Source organism: Aestuariimicrobium sp. p3-SID1156, from assembly GCF_025144225.1.
In the GTDB taxonomy this organism is placed as follows: domain Bacteria; phylum Actinomycetota; class Actinomycetes; order Propionibacteriales; family Propionibacteriaceae; genus Aestuariimicrobium.
In genome coordinates, this window is the sequence record NZ_JALXXB010000009.1 from 52,971 (window position 1) to 68,859 (window position 15,889).

Below are 15,889 nucleotides of genomic sequence, written 5' to 3' on the forward strand. Positions count from 1 at the left end.
CCGAAGCACCGCAGCCCTTGGTTGTGGACGCGAGGGCGGTAGTGTGGCCCAGGACACGCGCAGCCCGTGCGTCCTCGTGGCATCGAGACTGATCGCCGCACTCACGCCAGACCGATGGAGTTGACTTGAGCACGTCCGTCCCCCAGGGCCAGTCCATGAGCATCCGCGAGGCCGCACGTCTCATTGGCGAGGCGATCGCCCAGGTGCAGCGCGTCATCGTGGGCCAGGAGCACATGGTCGAGCAATTGATGGTCGGACTGCTCTCCAAGGGGCACGTGCTGCTGGAAGGTGTGCCCGGGGTGGCCAAGACGCTGGCGGTGCGTTCCTTCGCGACCGTCGTCGGTGGCAGCTTCGCGCGCATCCAGTTCACTCCTGACCTGGTGCCCTCCGACATCGTCGGCACCCGCATCTACTCGGCCTCGAAGGAGACCTTCGACATCGAGCTCGGACCCGTCTTCGTGAACTTCGTGCTCGCCGACGAGATCAACCGAGCACCCGCCAAGGTGCAGTCGGCGATGCTCGAGCTGATGGCAGAGAAGCAGGTCTCCATTGCCGGTATCACCTACCCGGCGCAGAAGCCTTTCATCGTCATCGCGACCCAGAACCCGGTGGAGTCCGAGGGCGTCTACCCGCTGCCCGAGGCCCAGCGCGACCGCTTCCTGCTCAAGGTTGACGTGCCCTACCCTCGCGGCAACGAGGAGTTCGAGATCCTGCGCCGGATGAGCGTGAAGCCGCCGGAGGCCGTGCCGGTGCTGAACCCCAACCTGGTGCTCCAGCTGCAGGACCTCGCCTCGGAGGTCTTCGTGCACAACCTGGTGGCGGAATACATCGTGCGCCTGGTCCTGGCGACCCGTACCCCGGCCGAATTCGGCATGCCGGACCTGGAGAATGTCATCCAGATCGGGTGCTCCCCGCGCGCCACCCTGGGTCTGACCGCCGCCGCGCGCTCGCTGGCTCTCATCCATGGACGCGACTACGTCCTGCCCACCGACGTGCAGGCCGTGGCGAAGGATGTGATGGCCCACCGCATCGTGCTCGGCTTCGATGCCGTCGCCGACAACATCCTGCCCACCAACGTGGTGGAGCGGGTACTGGCAATGGTGCCACCGCCCACGCCGGTGTGGAACCAGAAGCAGCGTGAGGCGAGCCACGAGCAGCAGCGCCACGCCCCCGAGTTCCGGAGCTGACCAGCCGTGACGTCCTTCCCGCCGCCTGAGGGACGCCCGGTCTTCGCGCCCCCGGGCCCTCCGATGCCGATGGCGAAGCAGCGCCAGGAGCTCGGGGTGGCCCACACGATCATCGAGCCACCCACCGGCCCCAGCGTTCCACTGTCGAAGCTCGCGCCCGAGGCGGCGCTGCGACGACTCGAGCTCACGGTCGTGCGCCGGCTGGAGGGCTTCCTGCACGGCGACCATCTCGGCCTGCTGCCGGGGCCCGGGTCGGACACCAATGACGCCCGCCTCTACCAGCCGGGCCAGGACGATGTCCGCAAGATGGACTGGGCCGTCACCGCACGCACCACCGAGCCGCACGTCCGCGACACCATGGCTGACCGCGAGCTCGAGGTGTGGGCACTGCTGGACGTCACCCCGTCGATGAACTGGGGGACCGAGGGCATCACCAAGCGTGACCTCGGCATCGCCGCGATCGCCACCATCGGCTTCCTGAGCCAACGGATGGGTGATCGCTTCGGTGGTCTGGTCATGCGCCAGGACGGCATCCGTCGCATCCCTGCCCGCTCGGGACGCACCGCGCTCTACGCCCTGTTGCGTTCGATGCTCAACGAGCCGATCGTGCCCGACCGGGCGCCGGGGTCGATGACGTTGGCAGAGGGCATCGAGCAGCTCGCCCGCACCCAGCGTCGTCGGGGCATGCGCGTGGTCGTCTCCGACTTCCTCAGCCCCGGTGACTCCGAGCTGGACCCCAACATCGAACCGGACTGGGAGCGTTCCCTGCGACGGCTCGCGGTCCGCAACCAGGTCCTGGCGGTCGAGGTCGTGGACACCCGCGAGGTGGACTTCCCTGACGTCGGTGAGATCCTGATCAAGGACCCCGAAACCGACTTCTCCCGCTACGTCAACACGTCTGATCCCGCCGCTCGCGCACGAATGAATGCGGCCAGCCGAGCCCAGCGCGACCGGGTCAGGATCGCGCTGCGCCGCTCCGGCGTGGGACACATCCAGTTGCGTACCGACAGAGACTGGGTGCATGACATTGCCCGTTTCGTGCTCTCCTACCGCCGGACGGCGAGCATGCTCCACACGCCTCCGCAGGGGGTGAGTCGATGAGCTGGCCGAGTTTCCAGGACCCGCAACGGCTGTGGGTGCTCCTGCTGGTCCCGCTGCTGGTGATCGCCTACGTGATCGTGCTGCGCCTGCGCAGCAAGCAGGGCATGCGCTTCACCAATACCGGCGTTCTGGGCAAGGTGCTGCCCCGCCAGGCCAACTGGCGGCGCCACCTCGCGGTGGCGATGATGCTGCTCTCCCTGGTGGCGCTGTCGCTGGCCTGGGCTCGCCCGCAGGGCATTGAGAAGGTGCCCCGCGAACGCGCCACGATCGTGCTGGTGATCGATGTGTCACAGTCCATGCAGGCCAAGGACGTGCGTCCCACCAGGCTGGATGCGGCCAAGAAGGCAGCCGTGGAGTTCATGGACTCGCTGCCCGCCAGCTACAACGTGTCGGTGATCGCCCTGTCGGGCAAGCCGAGCATCGTGATCCCGCCCAGTGTCGACCGGGCCGCCACGCGGCGTGCAATCAACACCCTGGAGCTGAAGGACGGCACCGCCATCGGGGACTCCCTGTTGACGGCGTTGAACGCGTTGAAGATGGCCCCCACCGGCGGGGACAACACCCCCGCACCTGGAGCCATCGTGCTGCTTTCCGATGGGCAGAACACCCAGGGCCAGTCGCCGGGCCAACAGGCCCAGCGGGCGAAGCAGCAGAAGGTGAAGGTCTACACCATCGCCTACGGCACTGCCACGGGCTATGTCGACCTCGACGGCAAGCGCGAGCGGGTGGCTCCTGATACCCAGCTGCTCAAAGACATCGCCCAGACCGGCGGGGGCAAGTCCTGGACCGCTGACAGCGCCAAGCAGCTGGGCGAGGTCTACAAGGATGTTCGCGGTGAGGTCGGCTACGAGGAGAAGAAGGTCGAGATCACGGCCCAGTGGGCCTTCTACGCCTTCGCGTTTGCCGTGGTCGGAGCCCTGGCTGCGGTGTCGATGGCAGCGAGGTGGCCCTCATGAGCCTGGAATTCCTGCTCCCGCATCGCCTGTGGTGGCTGATGGTGGTGCCCGCCATCGGGCTCCTCTACTGGTACCTGGGGCAGCTGCGGCCGATGAGTCGCCGCCGATCCCACAAGCTCGACCTGGTGCTTCCCCGTGAGAAGCCGTGGAAGCGCCACCTCGCCGTGGTCAGCGCCCTGCTGGCGCTGACGTCGTTGGTGGTCGCCTATGCCAAGCCGAAGGACTACACCGAGGTGCCGCGCGAACGGGCCACCGTGGTAGTTGCCATCGATGTCTCCAGGTCGATGATGGCCGAAGACGTCGCCCCCAACCGCATGGACGCCGCCCAGACTGCGGCCAAGGAGTTCCTCAAACTCCTCCCGCCGCGCTTCAACGTGGCCCTGGTGGCCTTTGCCGGGGACGCCCATCTGGTCGTGCCACCGACCACGGATCGCGGCACCGTGGCCCGCGCCATCGACAACCTGGAGATGGCCCCCTCCACCGCGATCGGTGATGCCGTCTACAAGAGCCTGGACGCGTTGAAGCTGGTGCCACCGGATCCGAAGGATGCGGAAGCGACGGCTCCGGCTGCCATCGTGTTGCTGTCGGATGGGGCGACCAACTCGGGGCGTCCCTCGGCGACTGCCGCGCGCGATGCCCGCAAGCAGGACGTGCCGGTCTACACCATCGCCTATGGCACAGCCACCGGCTACGTCGTGGAGAAGGGCGTGCGCCAGCCGGTGCCGGTGAACCACCGCGAGCTGGAGGAGGTCGCCCGGATCTCCGGCGGGAAGAAGCTCTCCGCCACCAGTGACCAGGAACTGTCGGCCGCCTACAAGCAGATCGCCAAGTCGATCGGCTACGAGAAGGTCTACGTCGAGGTCACCGAGCGGTACGCCGGGTTCGCATTGCTGTTCGGCATCCTGTCGGCGCTGTCGGTGATGTCGCTGGCGGCGAGGTGGCCGTGAGCGGGGCCCGGGACGGCGGGGTGCTGGAGCGGCTCGCCGCCGTCCAGGAGCGCATTGAACGCGCCTGCACCGTGGTCGGGCGAGATCCCTCCGAGGTGGCCCTGTTGCCGGTCTCCAAGACCAGGTCGGCGGCCGAGATCGAGCCGGTCGTCGCGGCCGGGTACCGGTCCATGGGGGAGAACCGGGTCCAGGAAGTCGTCGCCAAGGCCCCCGATCTGCCTCAGGTTTCGTGGACCCTGATTGGACCGCTGCAGAGCAACAAGATGACCAAGGTCGTGCAGCTCGTGGACCAGTTCCAGGGACTCGACTCGCTGGACATCGCCGAGGGGCTCCACTCCAGGCTCGAAACGGCCGGGCGGGAGCTGGACGTGATGGTGCAGGTCAACACCTCCGGGGAGCTGACCAAGTCCGGCCTGGCCCCTGACGAGGTGGTGGACTTCTGCCAGCGACTGGGCGAGTTCACGACGCTGAAGCCGGTGGGGTTGATGACGATCGCCACCAACACCCCGGACCAGGACGAGGTCGCACGCTGCTTCTCCCAGTTGGCGCAGCTTCGCGAGGAACTGCGCCAGGGCCGGGTGGCGAACACCGAATGGCCGGAGCTGTCGATGGGCATGTCGGCGGACCTGGAGACCGCGATCGCCCACGGGTCGACCATGGTCCGCATCGGACGCGCGATCTTCGGCGAGCGGGACTGAGAAGCACCTACTGGTGCTCGAGCACTTCGCGGATGTGGGACCTGTCCTCGAACAGCCATGGGGCATTGTCTCGAGCACACTCGAACTGGCCCACAGCAGCATCGACATCCCCGGCCTGGAGGAGTAGGTCCCCCATCCGGACCTGGACCGAAGGGTCCAGCAGACATTCTCGGCTCAGTACGCAGGTGATGACATCAGCCGCCTGAAACCCATGACCAGCCCCCAACAACGTCTCAGCGATCCGGAGAAGCAGGGGGATTCGTGCGCGGTCGTGGCGTGGCCAGGTGAGAACCACACGAACGGCTTCCTCCAGCAAAGCGCGTCCCACTGAGGATTGACCTGCAGCGAATCTGCTGCTCGCAAGGCCCACCAACGCCGACGCATGGCGGTGCTCTGTCACGCTTGCGGCCTGAAGCAGACAGGCCTCGGGCGTGCAGTCGTGGTCTTCATGAGCTTCTCGCGCCTTCGACCCAGCCATGCTCCAATGCCTATTCGACGCTGGCCCGTCCGCTGGCCTTGCGCCAGATCGCATGGTCCAGGGATGAGGCATCAACACCAAGTTGGGACGCGGCCGAGTTGACGAGCGTCGCGACCTGATCGGCCGACAGTGCGGGCTGGGAAACGGCGGAACGCACGTAGCGAAGGATCCAGGTGTCGGGCTTGGTGTCAGAGAATCCGACCTGCATCGTGAAGTACCGCCACAGGGTCGGTCCGCACCCCCGAACACTGAGGAATGCCTTCTTGGCGTTCGCCACTCCTTCTGTGGAGTCTCTGGCTGATCGGAGGTCAGCGGCACTGTGCACCCCCGCAGTCGCCAGAGCATGGGCGGCGTCCAGCACAACCTGAGCCTTCGTTCGTCCAGCCAGTTGGCTGTTGTTGCTCAGGATCCTGAGGAAGGTTTCCTCGTCATAGCTCCCGAGGGCAGCAAGGTCATTGGCGACACCGGTTGCGGAGGTCGAATCTCCGCGCCGATGGTCACGCCACGCACTCACGACGGCCTGCACTCCCGTGGCTGGTCGGCCGTCCTGCGCGGGTTGGCCGTAGCGTGCTCTCGCTGAGAAGATCGCGTCAATCAGTGCCAGTTCAACGTCCTCAGGCCATCGCTGAGGTCCTTGGACGATCGGCTGCGGGATGTCTTCCCGGATGTGGCGAGCGAGCTTTCCTGACAGATCTGAATCGACGTGCATTGGGAACCCTTCTTCTTTGAGGAGTGTCCACAAGGTATCAAGCCGCCCTGACAAGATTTGCGCCGTCCGGGCTGGGAGGCGGACTCAATTGCCCAAGAAGGTGCGCAGCGTGTCGATCGTGTCTGCCGCGGAGGGCGACTTGTCCGGGCGATAGGTCTTCACCCGGGCGAAGCGCAGCGCGACTCCACCGGGGTACCTCGACGAGCGCTGCACCCCGTCGATGGCGACCTCCACCACCGTCAGCGGCTCCACGAAGACCGCCGAGCGGGTGCGACGGGTCTCGATGGTGGGGAAGTGCTCGGTCTGCCAGCGCAGGATCTCATCGGTCATCCCCTTGAAGGTCTTGCCGACCATGACGAACCCTCCGGTGCTGGGGTCGCGGGCGCCGAGGTGGATGTTCGACAGCCATCCTTGGCGGCGTCCAGAACCCCACTCGACCGCGAGCACGACCAGGTCGAGGGTGATCACCGGCTTGACCTTGCGCCACTCCTTGCCGCGACGACCCGCGACATAGGGGGCGTCGAGCGCTTTGAGGACCACCCCTTCGTGCCCCGCTGCCAGGGCGCGGCGGGCGAACTCCTCGGCCACGGCCGGATCGGCGGTCTGGACGCTCGGCACGACCAGCTCACCCACCGTGGGCAAGAGCAGTTCGCGGCGTCTGGTCAGGGGCTCGTCGAGCAGGTCCTGGCCGTCCAGGTGCAGCAGGTCGAAGAACCAGGGACGCAGTACCCGGTCTGCAGCCTGGACGCCGCCGAAGCGGCTCATGCTCTCCTGGAAGGGGCGCGGGGAACCGTCCTCGGTGAGCAGCAGGGTTTCCCCGTCGAGGACCACGTCGCGCGCCGGAAGCTGCCGCACCACGTCCACGATCTCCGGTACTCGTCCGGTGATGTCGGCCAGGGAGCGGGTGAACACGCCGACCTCGTTGCCGCTGCGGTGGACCTGGATGCGGGCTCCGTCCAGCTTGTACTCCACGGACGCTTCGCCGAGTTCGCGGGTGGCATCTTCCACCTCGCCACCGGGGGAGGCGAGCATGGGCAGGATCGGGGTGCCGACGCTCAGCCCCACCTCAGTCAGCGAACTCGGGTCCGTCAGGGCCAGGGACGCAGTCCTGGCGGGGTCGCCCGTGAGCATCGCTGCTCGTCGGGCCAGGGCTGCGGGGACTTCGGCTGCGCGGGCGATGGCATCGACCAGCACCCCCTCCAAGGCGCCTGTCCGCATTTCGCCGGTGAGTGACCGGATGATGAAGTTCCGCTCTGGACCGGTTGCGCGTCCCAGGAGGTCGTGCAGGAGTTGCTGTCGCGTGGCCGTTGAACCCGTTCCGTGGGCCTGGGCCAGCTGGGTCAGCGCCGAGTCCACCTTGGCGATGGTCAGGGGATCCTGCCGATCGTTGCTGGTCGGGGGAGTGGCGGCCATCAGCGTGCGCCAGCCAACACCCACCCGCCCCTGCCGGGGCCGACCCAGCAAGAGCCCGACGGCTGGCTCCACGTCAGCAGGCGCCAGCTCCCGCAACAGGCCTGCCAGGCGCTCTGCCTTCTGCGTTCGGGAGCGGGTCGCGGACACCTCTGCCTCGGCAGCAACGAGCTGGCCCAGCAACATGATCAGAGCCAGTCGAGGTCGGGTAGATCGTCGGGGGAGTCGAGGCCCCACAGCTTGCAGTAGAAGGCCTGCTCGGCCAGCAGGGCGTGGCGTCGGGAGTCCATCCGACGGAAACCGTGGCCCTCGCCCTCGAACATGACCAGCGCCACCGGCTGGCCCGCCTCCTTCACGGCAGCAGCCATCGACTCGGCCTGGTTCGGCGGCACCACCTTGTCATCGGTGCCCTGCAGGATGAGCATCGGGGTGGCCAGCTTGTCGACGTGCTTGATGGGGGAGCGCTCGGCGTACAGGTCGGCTGCCTCCGGCCACGGACCTACCAGCCCATCGGGGTAGCGGGCCTCGAACTTGTGGGTGTCGGTGGCCAGTGTCGCCAGGTCACCGATGCCGTAGCGACTGACCCCGGCGGTGTAGGTGTCGGTGGTGACCAGGCTCTGCAAGGTGGTGTAGCCGCCGGCGGAACCGCCCGTGATGGCCACCCGCCGGGGGTCGACCCGGCCCTCGCGGACGAGGTGTTCCACGACCGCACGGCAGTCGTCCACGTCGACGATGCCCCAGTTGCCTCGCAAGCGCTCCCGGTACTGGCGGCCGAACCCGCTCGAACCGCCGTAGTTCACGTCGACCACGGCGAACCCGCGCGAGGTCCAGTACTGCACCTTGCTGTTCAGCCCGGGCAGCGCCATCGAGGTCGGCCCGCCATGGGAGAGCACGACCAGCGGCGGACGTTCACCCTCTGGACCGGTGATCTCAGGGTGCTGGGGCGGATAGAAGAAGGCCTGGACGCGCCCATGAGGTCCGTCCACCCACAGGTTCTCCGGGATGCTCACGGTGCCGGGGGCGGGCGGGCGACCAGATCCGTGGACGGGTTCCGCGCGTCCGGTCAGGGGGTCGAGCATGATCAGCTCGTCAGGTCGGTCGGTGAAGGACATGATCAGGTACACGGCATGGTCATCGGCCGCCATCGACTGGACCGAGGCCATCGACCGCAGGTGCGGATCGGACGCCAGCTCGATCTCACCCTCGCCGGAAAGCGGCGCTCGGACCAGCTCCAGGCGTCCATCGACCAGGCGCATGCCGACCACGAACTCGGGCCGGCTCCTGGGGAAGAGCGCCCAGTGGTTGTTGCCCAGCGTCCACAGGGGCATCTCATGGTCATGCCGGGTCGTGGTGAGTGAGCGCGACCCCTCCTCGGCATTCCACGCGTAGAAGTTCCAGAAGCCGTGCGGGTCGTCGACGTAGACCAGCTCCCCACCAGCCCAGCGCGGATGCAGTCCGGACCAACCCTCGGCCACGATCGTCGGTTCGCTGATCCCCAGCGCGTCCAGGTCCATGTCGGCCACCTTGATGCGGGTGGAGTCCCACGGCATGTTGGGGTGGTCCCACTCACACCAGGCCAGGCGCCCGTCCTCGGACAGTTCCGGGTCGGCGTAGAAGCTCGCACCTTCGACCAGCACGATCGGTTCCTGCTCGCCGCGGTCGAGACGGAAGGCCACGATGCGCGTGACCGCCTCTCCCTCGCCGCGGTGGTCCTCCTGGATCGCCAACAGCAGGCCGCGGCGGGTGTGCAGGCGCAGGTCGCCATAGGCCACCTGATCCGTGGCGCTGCTCAACGGCACGAAGGGACGCGTCCAGCCGCCGACTTGGACCTGTCGGCGCCGATCGTCAACCAGAGCGAGGGTTGCGTCATCGACGCTCCACGCCCCGCCGCCGTACTCCATCACGCGCGAGCGGACATCGAACTGCTCGGCATCCTCGAAGACGCCGCCGTTGTGGGCGCGGTGCATTACGGTCGAGCGGCCGTTCTCGGTCGGCCGGGACTCGGACCAGAAGACGCCACCGTCGCTGGTCTGGACCTCCTGGAGGGACACCGATCCACGCAACACCTCATCCGCAGGGGTGGTCCCCGGCCAACTTCCATAGGGCATCTCGGTCATGCCGCCCACTCTAGGCTCTGGGTGCGACACACTGGCCCCATGCTTCCCGACCGAGTCCTGACCACGACGTTCACCCTGGCGCGCCGCCCGCTGCTGACGGCGCTGCTCGTGGGTGGCCTGACGGCCTGCGAGTATCCGCGCGACCCGGACGGGACCCTTGAGCGGGTGCTCACCGACAAGAAGCTCCGCGTGGGCGTCTCGCCCTCAGAGCCGTGGGTCGAGGTGGGCAAGGTGGACCATCCCGTGGGCAGGGCCAGCGAACACCAGATCGGTGGCGTTGAACCCCGCCTGGTCAGCGGGTTCGCCAAGCACCTGGGTGTGGAGCCGGTCTGGGAGGTGGACGGTGAAGCGGGGCTGGTCGAGAAGATTGAACTGGGGATGCTCGACCTGGCGATCGGTGGCTTCACCGCCGACTCGCAGTGGACCTCGAAGATGGGTGTCACCCGCGCCTACACCAAGGCTCGCGACGGCCACGGCAAGAAGAAGGGACATGTGATCGGCGCCCCATTGGGAGAGAACGCCTTCATCTCAGAGCTGGAGCGCTACCTGGACTCCCGCCCCGCTGCGGAGAAGGGAGGAGAGCAGTGAGCGCCCAGGAAACCCAGCAGGTCGCTTTCGGTGCCACCAGGCTGGCCGATGAACAGCTCGACGCGTTCCGCAAGGCGCGGCGGCTGCAGTGGATCAGCCTGCCGGTGGTGGCCGCCACGGTGGTGATCATCATGCTCGTCATGGGCAGTTCCCAGGCCATGAAGGCGGCCTGGATCGAGGACCTGCTCTCCTTCCTGCCGCCCATCGCCTTCCTCATCGCCGGGCGGGTGGCCCGCAGGGAGCCCGACCACGAGCACCCCTGGGGGCTCCACCGGGCGGTCGGTATCGGCCACCTCGCCTCGGCGCTGGCCCTGCTCGTCCTGGGCGCCTTCGTGGTCTACGACGCGGTGATGACCCTGATCAGCCGCGAACACCCCACCATCGGCACCATCCAGCTGTTCGGGTACACCTTCTGGCAGGGCTGGTTGATGATGGCGGGGCTGATCGTCACGGCGATCCCGACGATGATCCTGGGCCACATGAAAATGAAGGCCGCCGAGCCGCTGCACGACAAGATCCTCTATGCGGACGCCGACATGATGCGCGCGGACTGGACCACTGCCGGCGGTGCGGTCATTGGCCTGGCACTGATCGGCTTCGGCCTGTGGTGGGCCGACTCGGTGGTGGCCGCCTTCATCGGGGCCAGCATCCTCAAGGACGGCGTGGTCAATGTGCGCAATGCCACCCGGGGCCTGGCAGACAGGACTGCGCGAACCTTTGACGACAAGGAGGAACACCCGCTGGTGCGCAGGGTCGAGGAGGCTGCAAGCGCCGAGCCCGCCGTCGCGTCAGCGATGGTGCGGATGCGCGACCTGGGGCACCTGTTCCACACCGAGGTGTTCATCGTCCCTGCGCTCGAACTCAGCCCGGCAGCCCTCGAGGAGATCCGCAAGCGGCTCACCTCCTTGGACTGGAAGCTGGAGGACATGTCGATCGTGCCGGTGACCGAACTGCCCGACTGCTGATCGCCTGTCGGTGCGTCACATGTTGTGGCGGAGATAAGCCGGTGGGCGCCAGCCCATGATGGCCTCGAACATGCGCACGGTATCGACAGCCTCCGGCACGTCATGCATGCGAAGAATGCGTGCCCCCGCCATCAGGCACCACATGGCGGACGCGACGCTGCCTGCGGTCCGCGCCTGTCGCGGTCGGTCCAGGGTTTCGCCGATGAAGTCCTTGTTGGAGACCGCCGCGAGCACCGGATGCCCCAGCCCGGTGACGAGCGCGAGTTGTCTGGTCAGCTGCAGGGTGTGCAGCGTGTTCTTGTTGAGGTCGGGGCCGGGGTCAAGGATGACCTGCTCAGGGCGGACACCAGCTGATAGTGCCTGGTCCAGACGTTGGCCGAGGCTGGTGGCGACCTCGCGGGTCACGTCGTCATAGTGTGGTCGCTCCAGCACCTCGAAGGGCTTGGCGAGCGAATGCGTGATCACCACGGAGGCCCCACCGTCGCGCACGACGCGGGCCATGTCCTGGTCGCTGAGCCCGGAGGTGTCGTTCACCACATCAGCGCCTGCCTCGATCGCGGCCACGGCCACCGGGGCGCGGGTGGTGTCGACCGAGATCACCACATCGCTGTTGGCCCTGATCGCTTCGATGACCGGCACGACGCGCGCGGCCTCCTGGTCGGGGGACACCCGGGGAACAAGAGGTGAGAAGGGCACGCCGCCGACGTCGAGCCAGTCCGCACCCTGGTCGACCGCCCGGAGGCCGGCGTCCACGGCAGCCTCGAGGGCAAAGGTGGCGCCCCTGTCGTGGAAACTGTCCGGCGTCCGGTTGACCACGGCCATCACCGCTGCCCGGCGGGAGAAGTCGAAGGTTCGCGCCCCGATCCGCCGAACGGGCTGGTCTATCCGGGGGAGGACCACAGGCATCTGCACTCGTCCACCCTAGAGGGTTGGCCGGGCCGCCGATCTGGGGCACACTGGGTGCACTGGAGCAGACCGAAGCCGCTGGTCCACGCGAGATCCGCCCGACGAACGAGGTTGCTGGGGAAGGCACATCTGGTTCGTTGAAGGAGGAGCCGTGTCGACTCGAGGTGTGGTCTGGATCCACTCGGCGCCGTCAGCGCTGTGCCCTCATATTGAGTGGGCGCTGGGCGGCATCCTTGGCATGCCCACCCGCCTTGATTGGGCGCCGCAGCCAGCCGAACGGGGCAGCTATCGCGCCGAACTCACCTGGCACCATGCTCCCGGCACTGCAGCCGCCATCGCCAGCGCCTTCGCGAAGTGGGGGCGCCTGCGCTTCGAGGTGGCCGAGGAGCCCACCACCGGGGGCGAAGGTCAGCGCTATTCCTTCACCCCGAGCCTCGGGGTGTTCCATGCCCAGACCGGCGCCGAGGGAGAGGTGCTGGTCAACGAGCACCGCCTGCGGGCAGCCCTGGCCCACGGCGAGCGCGGCCTCGCGGTCCGCCTGGATCATCTGCTGGGCACCGCCTGGGATGACGAACTCGAGGTTTTCCGGCACGCCGGTGACGGTGCCCCCGTGCGCTGGCTGAACGCCGTCGGCTGACCGGAACCCTCCGCAGGGATGCGGAAGATGCAGGCCCCGGGGGCTTGTGACCGAGCCAGAGAACTCAGAGCGGGATGTTGGTGTGGCTTCCGCGCAGGCCCTGATCAGCCTCACGGATGGCCCGCGCGAGGGCTGAGCGGGTCTGGTCGGGCTCGATGATGGCGTCCACCACACCGATCTCGACCGCGCGCTGGACGCCGCCGGAGATCCGCTCGTGTTCGGCTGCCAACTCCAGCTCCAGCTGGGCGCGCGAATCCTGCGGGGCGGCAGCGAGCTTGCGCCGGTGCAGGATGCGGATGGCGGCGACTGCACCCATCACGGCGACCTCGGCGGTCGGCCAGGCCATCACCGCGGTGGCACCCAGCGAGCGGGAGTTCATCGCGATGTAGGCGCCGCCATAGGTCTTGCGGGTGACCAGGGTCACCCGGGGAACGGTGGCCTCGGCGAAGGCGTGCAGCAGCTTGGCCCCGCGGCGCACGACGCCGTCCCATTCCTGGCCGACGCCGGGGAGGTAGCCGGGGGTGTCCACGATCACGACGAGCGGGACGCCGAAGGTGTCACACATCCGCACGAAGCGGGCGGCCTTCTCCGCCGACAGCGAGTCCAGGCATCCGCCCAGGCGCAGCGGGTTGTTGGCGATGACGCCGACCGTGCGCCCGTCGAGGCGTCCGAGTGCCACGACCATGTTTGGTGCCCACTTGGCGTGCAGCTCCTCCACCGAGCCCTCGTCCAGCAGGCCGTGGACCAGCGGGTGGATGTCATAGGCGCGCTTGGACGACTCCGGCAGGAAGGCGTTCAGGTCGATGTCGGTGACGTTGCCGGCCATGGTGCCCTGCTGGGCGAGCAACTCGACCAGGTGGCGGCCTCGAGCCAGGGCATCGGCCTCGTCGGTGGCGGCGATGTGCACCACCCCGGATCGGCGCCCGTGGGTGTCGGGGCCACCCAGGCGCTCCATGTCCACGTCCTCACCGGTGACCGAGCGCACAACTTCAGGGCCGGTGACGAAGATGCGTCCATCGGGGGAGGAGATCACGATGTCGGTCAGCGCGGGTCCGTAGGCAGCGCCGCCAGCGCAGGGGCCGAGCACGATCGAGATCTGCGGGATCTTGCCCGAGGCGACCGTCATCGCCTGGAAGATCTTGCCCACTCCGTCCAGTGAGAGGACGCCCTCGGCCAGGCGGGCACCACCGGAATGCCAGATGCCGATGATCGGCAGGCGGTCGGCCATGGCACGGGCATAGGCGTGGACCACCACCTCGCAACCTTCCACACCCATCGCGCCGCCCATGACGGTGGCGTCGGAGCAGAAGGCCACGGTGCGCGATCCCTCGATCTGGCCGATGGCGGCCAGCATGCCCGAGGTGGCGTCATCCTCACCGATCAGTTCCATGGTGCCCTCGTCGAAGAGGGCCGCCAGGCGATGGTTCGGGTTGCGGGGGTCGAGCTCGCGGGGGAGCTTCTCCTTGGCTGGAGCAGTCATGCGGGGATCCTTCAGCGGTTCGCGTTGGCGGTGGTGACGGCGACGCAGACGTTGTGACCGCCGAAGCCGAAGCTGTTGTTCAGCGCGGCCAGGTCACCGTCGGGAAGGTCGGTGGTCCGGGTGGCGATCTGCACCGGCAGGTCGGGCTCCAGGTCGGTGATGTTGATGGTGCCGGGGACCTTGCGGTCGTGCAGCGCCATCGTGGTGGCGAAGGTCTCCAGGGCTCCGGCGCCACCGAGCAGGTGGCCGGTCATTGACTTGGTGCCGGTGACCAGCACCTCGGAGGCAGCCTCGCCGAGAGCGCTGGCGATGGAGCCGGCCTCGGCAATGTCGCCCTGCGGGGTGGAGGTGGCGTGGGCGTTGACGTGCTTGATGTCGCTGGCCTGGAGGTTGGCATCCCGCAGTGCCTTCAGCATGGCGCTGGACTGGCCTTCGCCGGTGGGGTCTGGCTGGACGATGTCATGGCTGTCGGCCGAGATGCCGGCGCCAGCCAGAGTGCCGTAGATCTTCGCGCCACGGGCCTTGGCATGATCGAGGGTCTCCACCACCATGAAGCAGGCACCCTCGCCCATGACGAAGCCATCGCGGCTGGTGTCCCATGGGCGGGAGGCGCTTTCGGGGGAGTCATTGCGCCGTGACAGGGCCTGCATCTGGCCGAAGGCGGCCAGCGGCAGCGGGTGGATGACGGCCTCGGTGCCACCGAGGACTGCGACATCGGCGCGTCCCAGACGGATCTGGTCCAGACCCAGGGCGATTGCCTCGTTCGAGGAGGCGCAGGCCGAGACGGGCGTGTGGACCCCCGCCCGGGCACCGACCTTCAGCCCGATATTGGCTGCCGGCGCGTTGGCCATCAGCATGGGAATGGTGAAGGGGGAGACCCGGCGAAAGCCCTTCTCCTTGTGGACGTCCCACTGCCCGAGCAGTGAGTGCAGGCCGCCGATGCCCGAAGCGCCGCACACAACCAGGCGGTCACGGTCGATGCCGTTGTCCTCATCCAGGGTGAGCCCAGCGTCCTCCCACGCCTCGAGCGCGGCGATGACCGCCAGCTGGGTGGAACGGTCCCAACGGCGCGCCTCGACCCGCTCGAGCTTGGTCATCACGTCGGTGGTGACCTCCGCGGCGAAGCGAGTGGGTAGCTCCTCGGCCCATTCGTAGGGCAGGGTGTGGACGCCACTGCGTCCCGCCAGCAGGCCCTCCCACGTGGTGGCCGCGTCGGCGCCCAGCGGGGTGATGGCACCAAAGCCGGTGATGACGACCTCAGTCATGGTGGTCCTCCTGGTGGAAATGGGACGGTACGGGGGGGGGAAGCGGGCATGCTCGCGCCCGCGAGGGTGTCAGGCCGAAGATTGCCCTCGGACTGCGGTGGAGCGGTGGCCGGGGCGGGCAGCTGCTCCGCCCCGGCAGTCCGGGCTCAGGCCTGGGCGCGCTCGATGAAGGCGACGGCGTCGCCGACGGTGTTGAGGTTCTTGGCGTCCTCGTCGGGGATCGAGACGCCGAACTTCTCTTCGCAGGCGTAGATGATCTCAACCATCGACAGCGAGTCGACGTCCAGGTCGTCGGTGAAGGACTTGTCCATCTGGACGTCCTCAACCGCAACGCCGGCGACGTCGTTCACGATCTCGGCGAGGTCGGCGCGGATCTCTTCGGTGCTGGCCATTGAGGCCCTCCTTGTGTTGTTTGTCCAACCGGGTGGTTGGGGGCTTGGGTTGT

General features: G+C 67.8%; 15 protein-coding genes. 8 read left to right on the forward strand and 7 right to left on the reverse strand.

Annotated features, from left to right (window positions below; translation table 11 throughout):
* Positions 1-155: 155 nt before the first annotated feature.
* The 5 genes from M3G03_RS10290 (at position 156) to M3G03_RS10310 (ending at position 4,889) form a co-directional block, all read left to right on the forward strand.
* Entirely contained in the window at positions 156-1,187 is a 1,032-nt protein-coding gene (locus M3G03_RS10290; protein ID WP_259809722.1) for a MoxR family ATPase, read from the forward strand.
* Between the two features lie 69 nt (positions 1,188-1,256).
* Positions 1,257-2,288, forward strand: a complete 1,032-nt coding sequence (locus M3G03_RS10295; protein ID WP_396121942.1) for a DUF58 domain-containing protein — start codon at positions 1,257-1,259, stop codon at positions 2,286-2,288.
* Positions 2,285-3,244, forward strand: coding sequence for a VWA domain-containing protein (locus M3G03_RS10300; protein ID WP_259809661.1), 960 nt, complete (start codon positions 2,285-2,287; stop codon positions 3,242-3,244). Before M3G03_RS10295 ends, M3G03_RS10300 begins: the two co-directional genes overlap by 4 nt.
* Entirely contained in the window at positions 3,232-4,191 is a 960-nt protein-coding gene (locus tag M3G03_RS10305) for a VWA domain-containing protein (protein WP_259809663.1), read from the forward strand. The genes M3G03_RS10300 and M3G03_RS10305 overlap by 13 nt, the downstream gene beginning before the upstream one ends.
* Positions 4,188-4,889 (forward strand): YggS family pyridoxal phosphate-dependent enzyme, encoded by a 702-nt coding sequence (locus tag M3G03_RS10310; RefSeq protein ID WP_259809664.1) that lies wholly within the window; start codon positions 4,188-4,190, stop codon positions 4,887-4,889. Before M3G03_RS10305 ends, M3G03_RS10310 begins: the two co-directional genes overlap by 4 nt.
* Before the next feature lie 488 nt (positions 4,890-5,377).
* Here M3G03_RS10310 and M3G03_RS10315 read toward each other — a convergent pair whose 3' ends face one another.
* The 3 genes from M3G03_RS10315 to M3G03_RS10325 form a co-directional block, all read right to left on the reverse strand.
* Positions 5,378-6,076: a hypothetical protein gene (locus tag M3G03_RS10315; protein ID WP_259809665.1), complete on the reverse strand. Its 699-nt coding sequence runs from the start codon at positions 6,074-6,076 to the stop codon at positions 5,378-5,380.
* Between the two features lie 84 nt (positions 6,077-6,160).
* A complete protein-coding gene (locus M3G03_RS10320) occupies positions 6,161-7,672 on the reverse strand; it encodes an ATP-dependent DNA ligase (protein ID WP_259809667.1) in 1,512 nt (503 codons plus the stop codon).
* A 2-nt stretch (positions 7,673-7,674) separates the two neighbouring features.
* Complete coding sequence (locus M3G03_RS10325) at positions 7,675-9,603, reverse strand: S9 family peptidase (protein ID WP_259809668.1); 1,929 nt, start codon at positions 9,601-9,603, stop codon at positions 7,675-7,677.
* 39 nt (positions 9,604-9,642) lie between these two features.
* On the opposite strand from M3G03_RS10325, the gene M3G03_RS10330 reads away from it, so the two are divergent.
* A complete protein-coding gene (locus M3G03_RS10330) occupies positions 9,643-10,191 on the forward strand; it encodes a hypothetical protein (protein ID WP_259809669.1) in 549 nt (182 codons plus the stop codon).
* Positions 10,188-11,156, forward strand: coding sequence for a cation diffusion facilitator family transporter (locus M3G03_RS10335; protein WP_259809670.1), 969 nt, complete (start codon positions 10,188-10,190; stop codon positions 11,154-11,156). The genes M3G03_RS10330 and M3G03_RS10335 overlap by 4 nt, the downstream gene beginning before the upstream one ends.
* Positions 11,157-11,171: 15 nt before the next feature.
* Here the strand turns inward: M3G03_RS10335 and folP are convergent, their stop codons facing one another.
* Positions 11,172-12,062 carry a dihydropteroate synthase gene (gene folP, locus M3G03_RS10340; protein ID WP_259809724.1) on the reverse strand — a complete coding sequence of 297 codons (891 nt, stop codon included), beginning with the start codon at positions 12,060-12,062 and terminating at the stop codon, positions 11,172-11,174.
* 151 nt (positions 12,063-12,213) lie between these two features.
* Between folP and M3G03_RS10345 the strand changes: the two genes are divergently transcribed.
* Complete coding sequence (locus M3G03_RS10345) at positions 12,214-12,699, forward strand: DUF3145 domain-containing protein (protein ID WP_259809671.1); 486 nt, start codon at positions 12,214-12,216, stop codon at positions 12,697-12,699.
* A 64-nt stretch (positions 12,700-12,763) separates the two neighbouring features.
* Here M3G03_RS10345 and M3G03_RS10350 read toward each other — a convergent pair whose 3' ends face one another.
* The 3 genes from M3G03_RS10350 to M3G03_RS10360 all read right to left on the reverse strand — a co-directional run bounded on the left by M3G03_RS10350 (position 12,764) and on the right by M3G03_RS10360 (position 15,836).
* Positions 12,764-14,179, reverse strand: coding sequence for an acyl-CoA carboxylase subunit beta (locus M3G03_RS10350; RefSeq protein ID WP_259809672.1), 1,416 nt, complete (start codon positions 14,177-14,179; stop codon positions 12,764-12,766).
* An 11-nt stretch (positions 14,180-14,190) separates the two neighbouring features.
* On the reverse strand, positions 14,191-15,444 hold the full coding sequence (locus M3G03_RS10355) for a beta-ketoacyl synthase (RefSeq protein WP_259809674.1): 1,254 nt from the start codon (positions 15,442-15,444) through the stop codon (positions 14,191-14,193).
* Positions 15,445-15,590: 146 nt separating this feature from the next.
* Positions 15,591-15,836: an acyl carrier protein gene (locus tag M3G03_RS10360; protein ID WP_259809675.1), complete on the reverse strand. Its 246-nt coding sequence runs from the start codon at positions 15,834-15,836 to the stop codon at positions 15,591-15,593.
* Positions 15,837-15,889: the final 53 nt, after the last annotated feature.

Excerpts from the sequence above, each read along its gene's own strand:
- M3G03_RS10295 (WP_396121942.1), top strand. The coding sequence starts at position 1,257 with ATGGCGAAGCAGCGCCAGGAGCTCGGGGTGGCCCACACGATCATCGAG.
- M3G03_RS10325 (WP_259809668.1), bottom strand. The coding sequence starts at position 9,603 with ATGACCGAGATGCCCTATGGAAGTTGGCCGGGGACCACCCCTGCGGAT.
- M3G03_RS10320 (WP_259809667.1), bottom strand. The coding sequence starts at position 7,672 with ATGTTGCTGGGCCAGCTCGTTGCTGCCGAGGCAGAGGTGTCCGCGACC.
- M3G03_RS10290 (WP_259809722.1), top strand. The coding sequence starts at position 156 with ATGAGCATCCGCGAGGCCGCACGTCTCATTGGCGAGGCGATCGCCCAG.
- folP (WP_259809724.1), bottom strand. The coding sequence starts at position 12,062 with ATGCCTGTGGTCCTCCCCCGGATAGACCAGCCCGTTCGGCGGATCGGG.
- M3G03_RS10330 (WP_259809669.1), top strand. The coding sequence starts at position 9,643 with ATGCTTCCCGACCGAGTCCTGACCACGACGTTCACCCTGGCGCGCCGC.
- M3G03_RS10315 (WP_259809665.1), bottom strand. The coding sequence starts at position 6,076 with ATGCACGTCGATTCAGATCTGTCAGGAAAGCTCGCTCGCCACATCCGG.
- M3G03_RS10350 (WP_259809672.1), bottom strand. The coding sequence starts at position 14,179 with ATGACTGCTCCAGCCAAGGAGAAGCTCCCCCGCGAGCTCGACCCCCGC.
- M3G03_RS10300 (WP_259809661.1), top strand. The coding sequence starts at position 2,285 with ATGAGCTGGCCGAGTTTCCAGGACCCGCAACGGCTGTGGGTGCTCCTG.
- M3G03_RS10360 (WP_259809675.1), bottom strand. The coding sequence starts at position 15,836 with ATGGCCAGCACCGAAGAGATCCGCGCCGACCTCGCCGAGATCGTGAAC.
- M3G03_RS10355 (WP_259809674.1), bottom strand. The coding sequence starts at position 15,444 with ATGACTGAGGTCGTCATCACCGGCTTTGGTGCCATCACCCCGCTGGGC.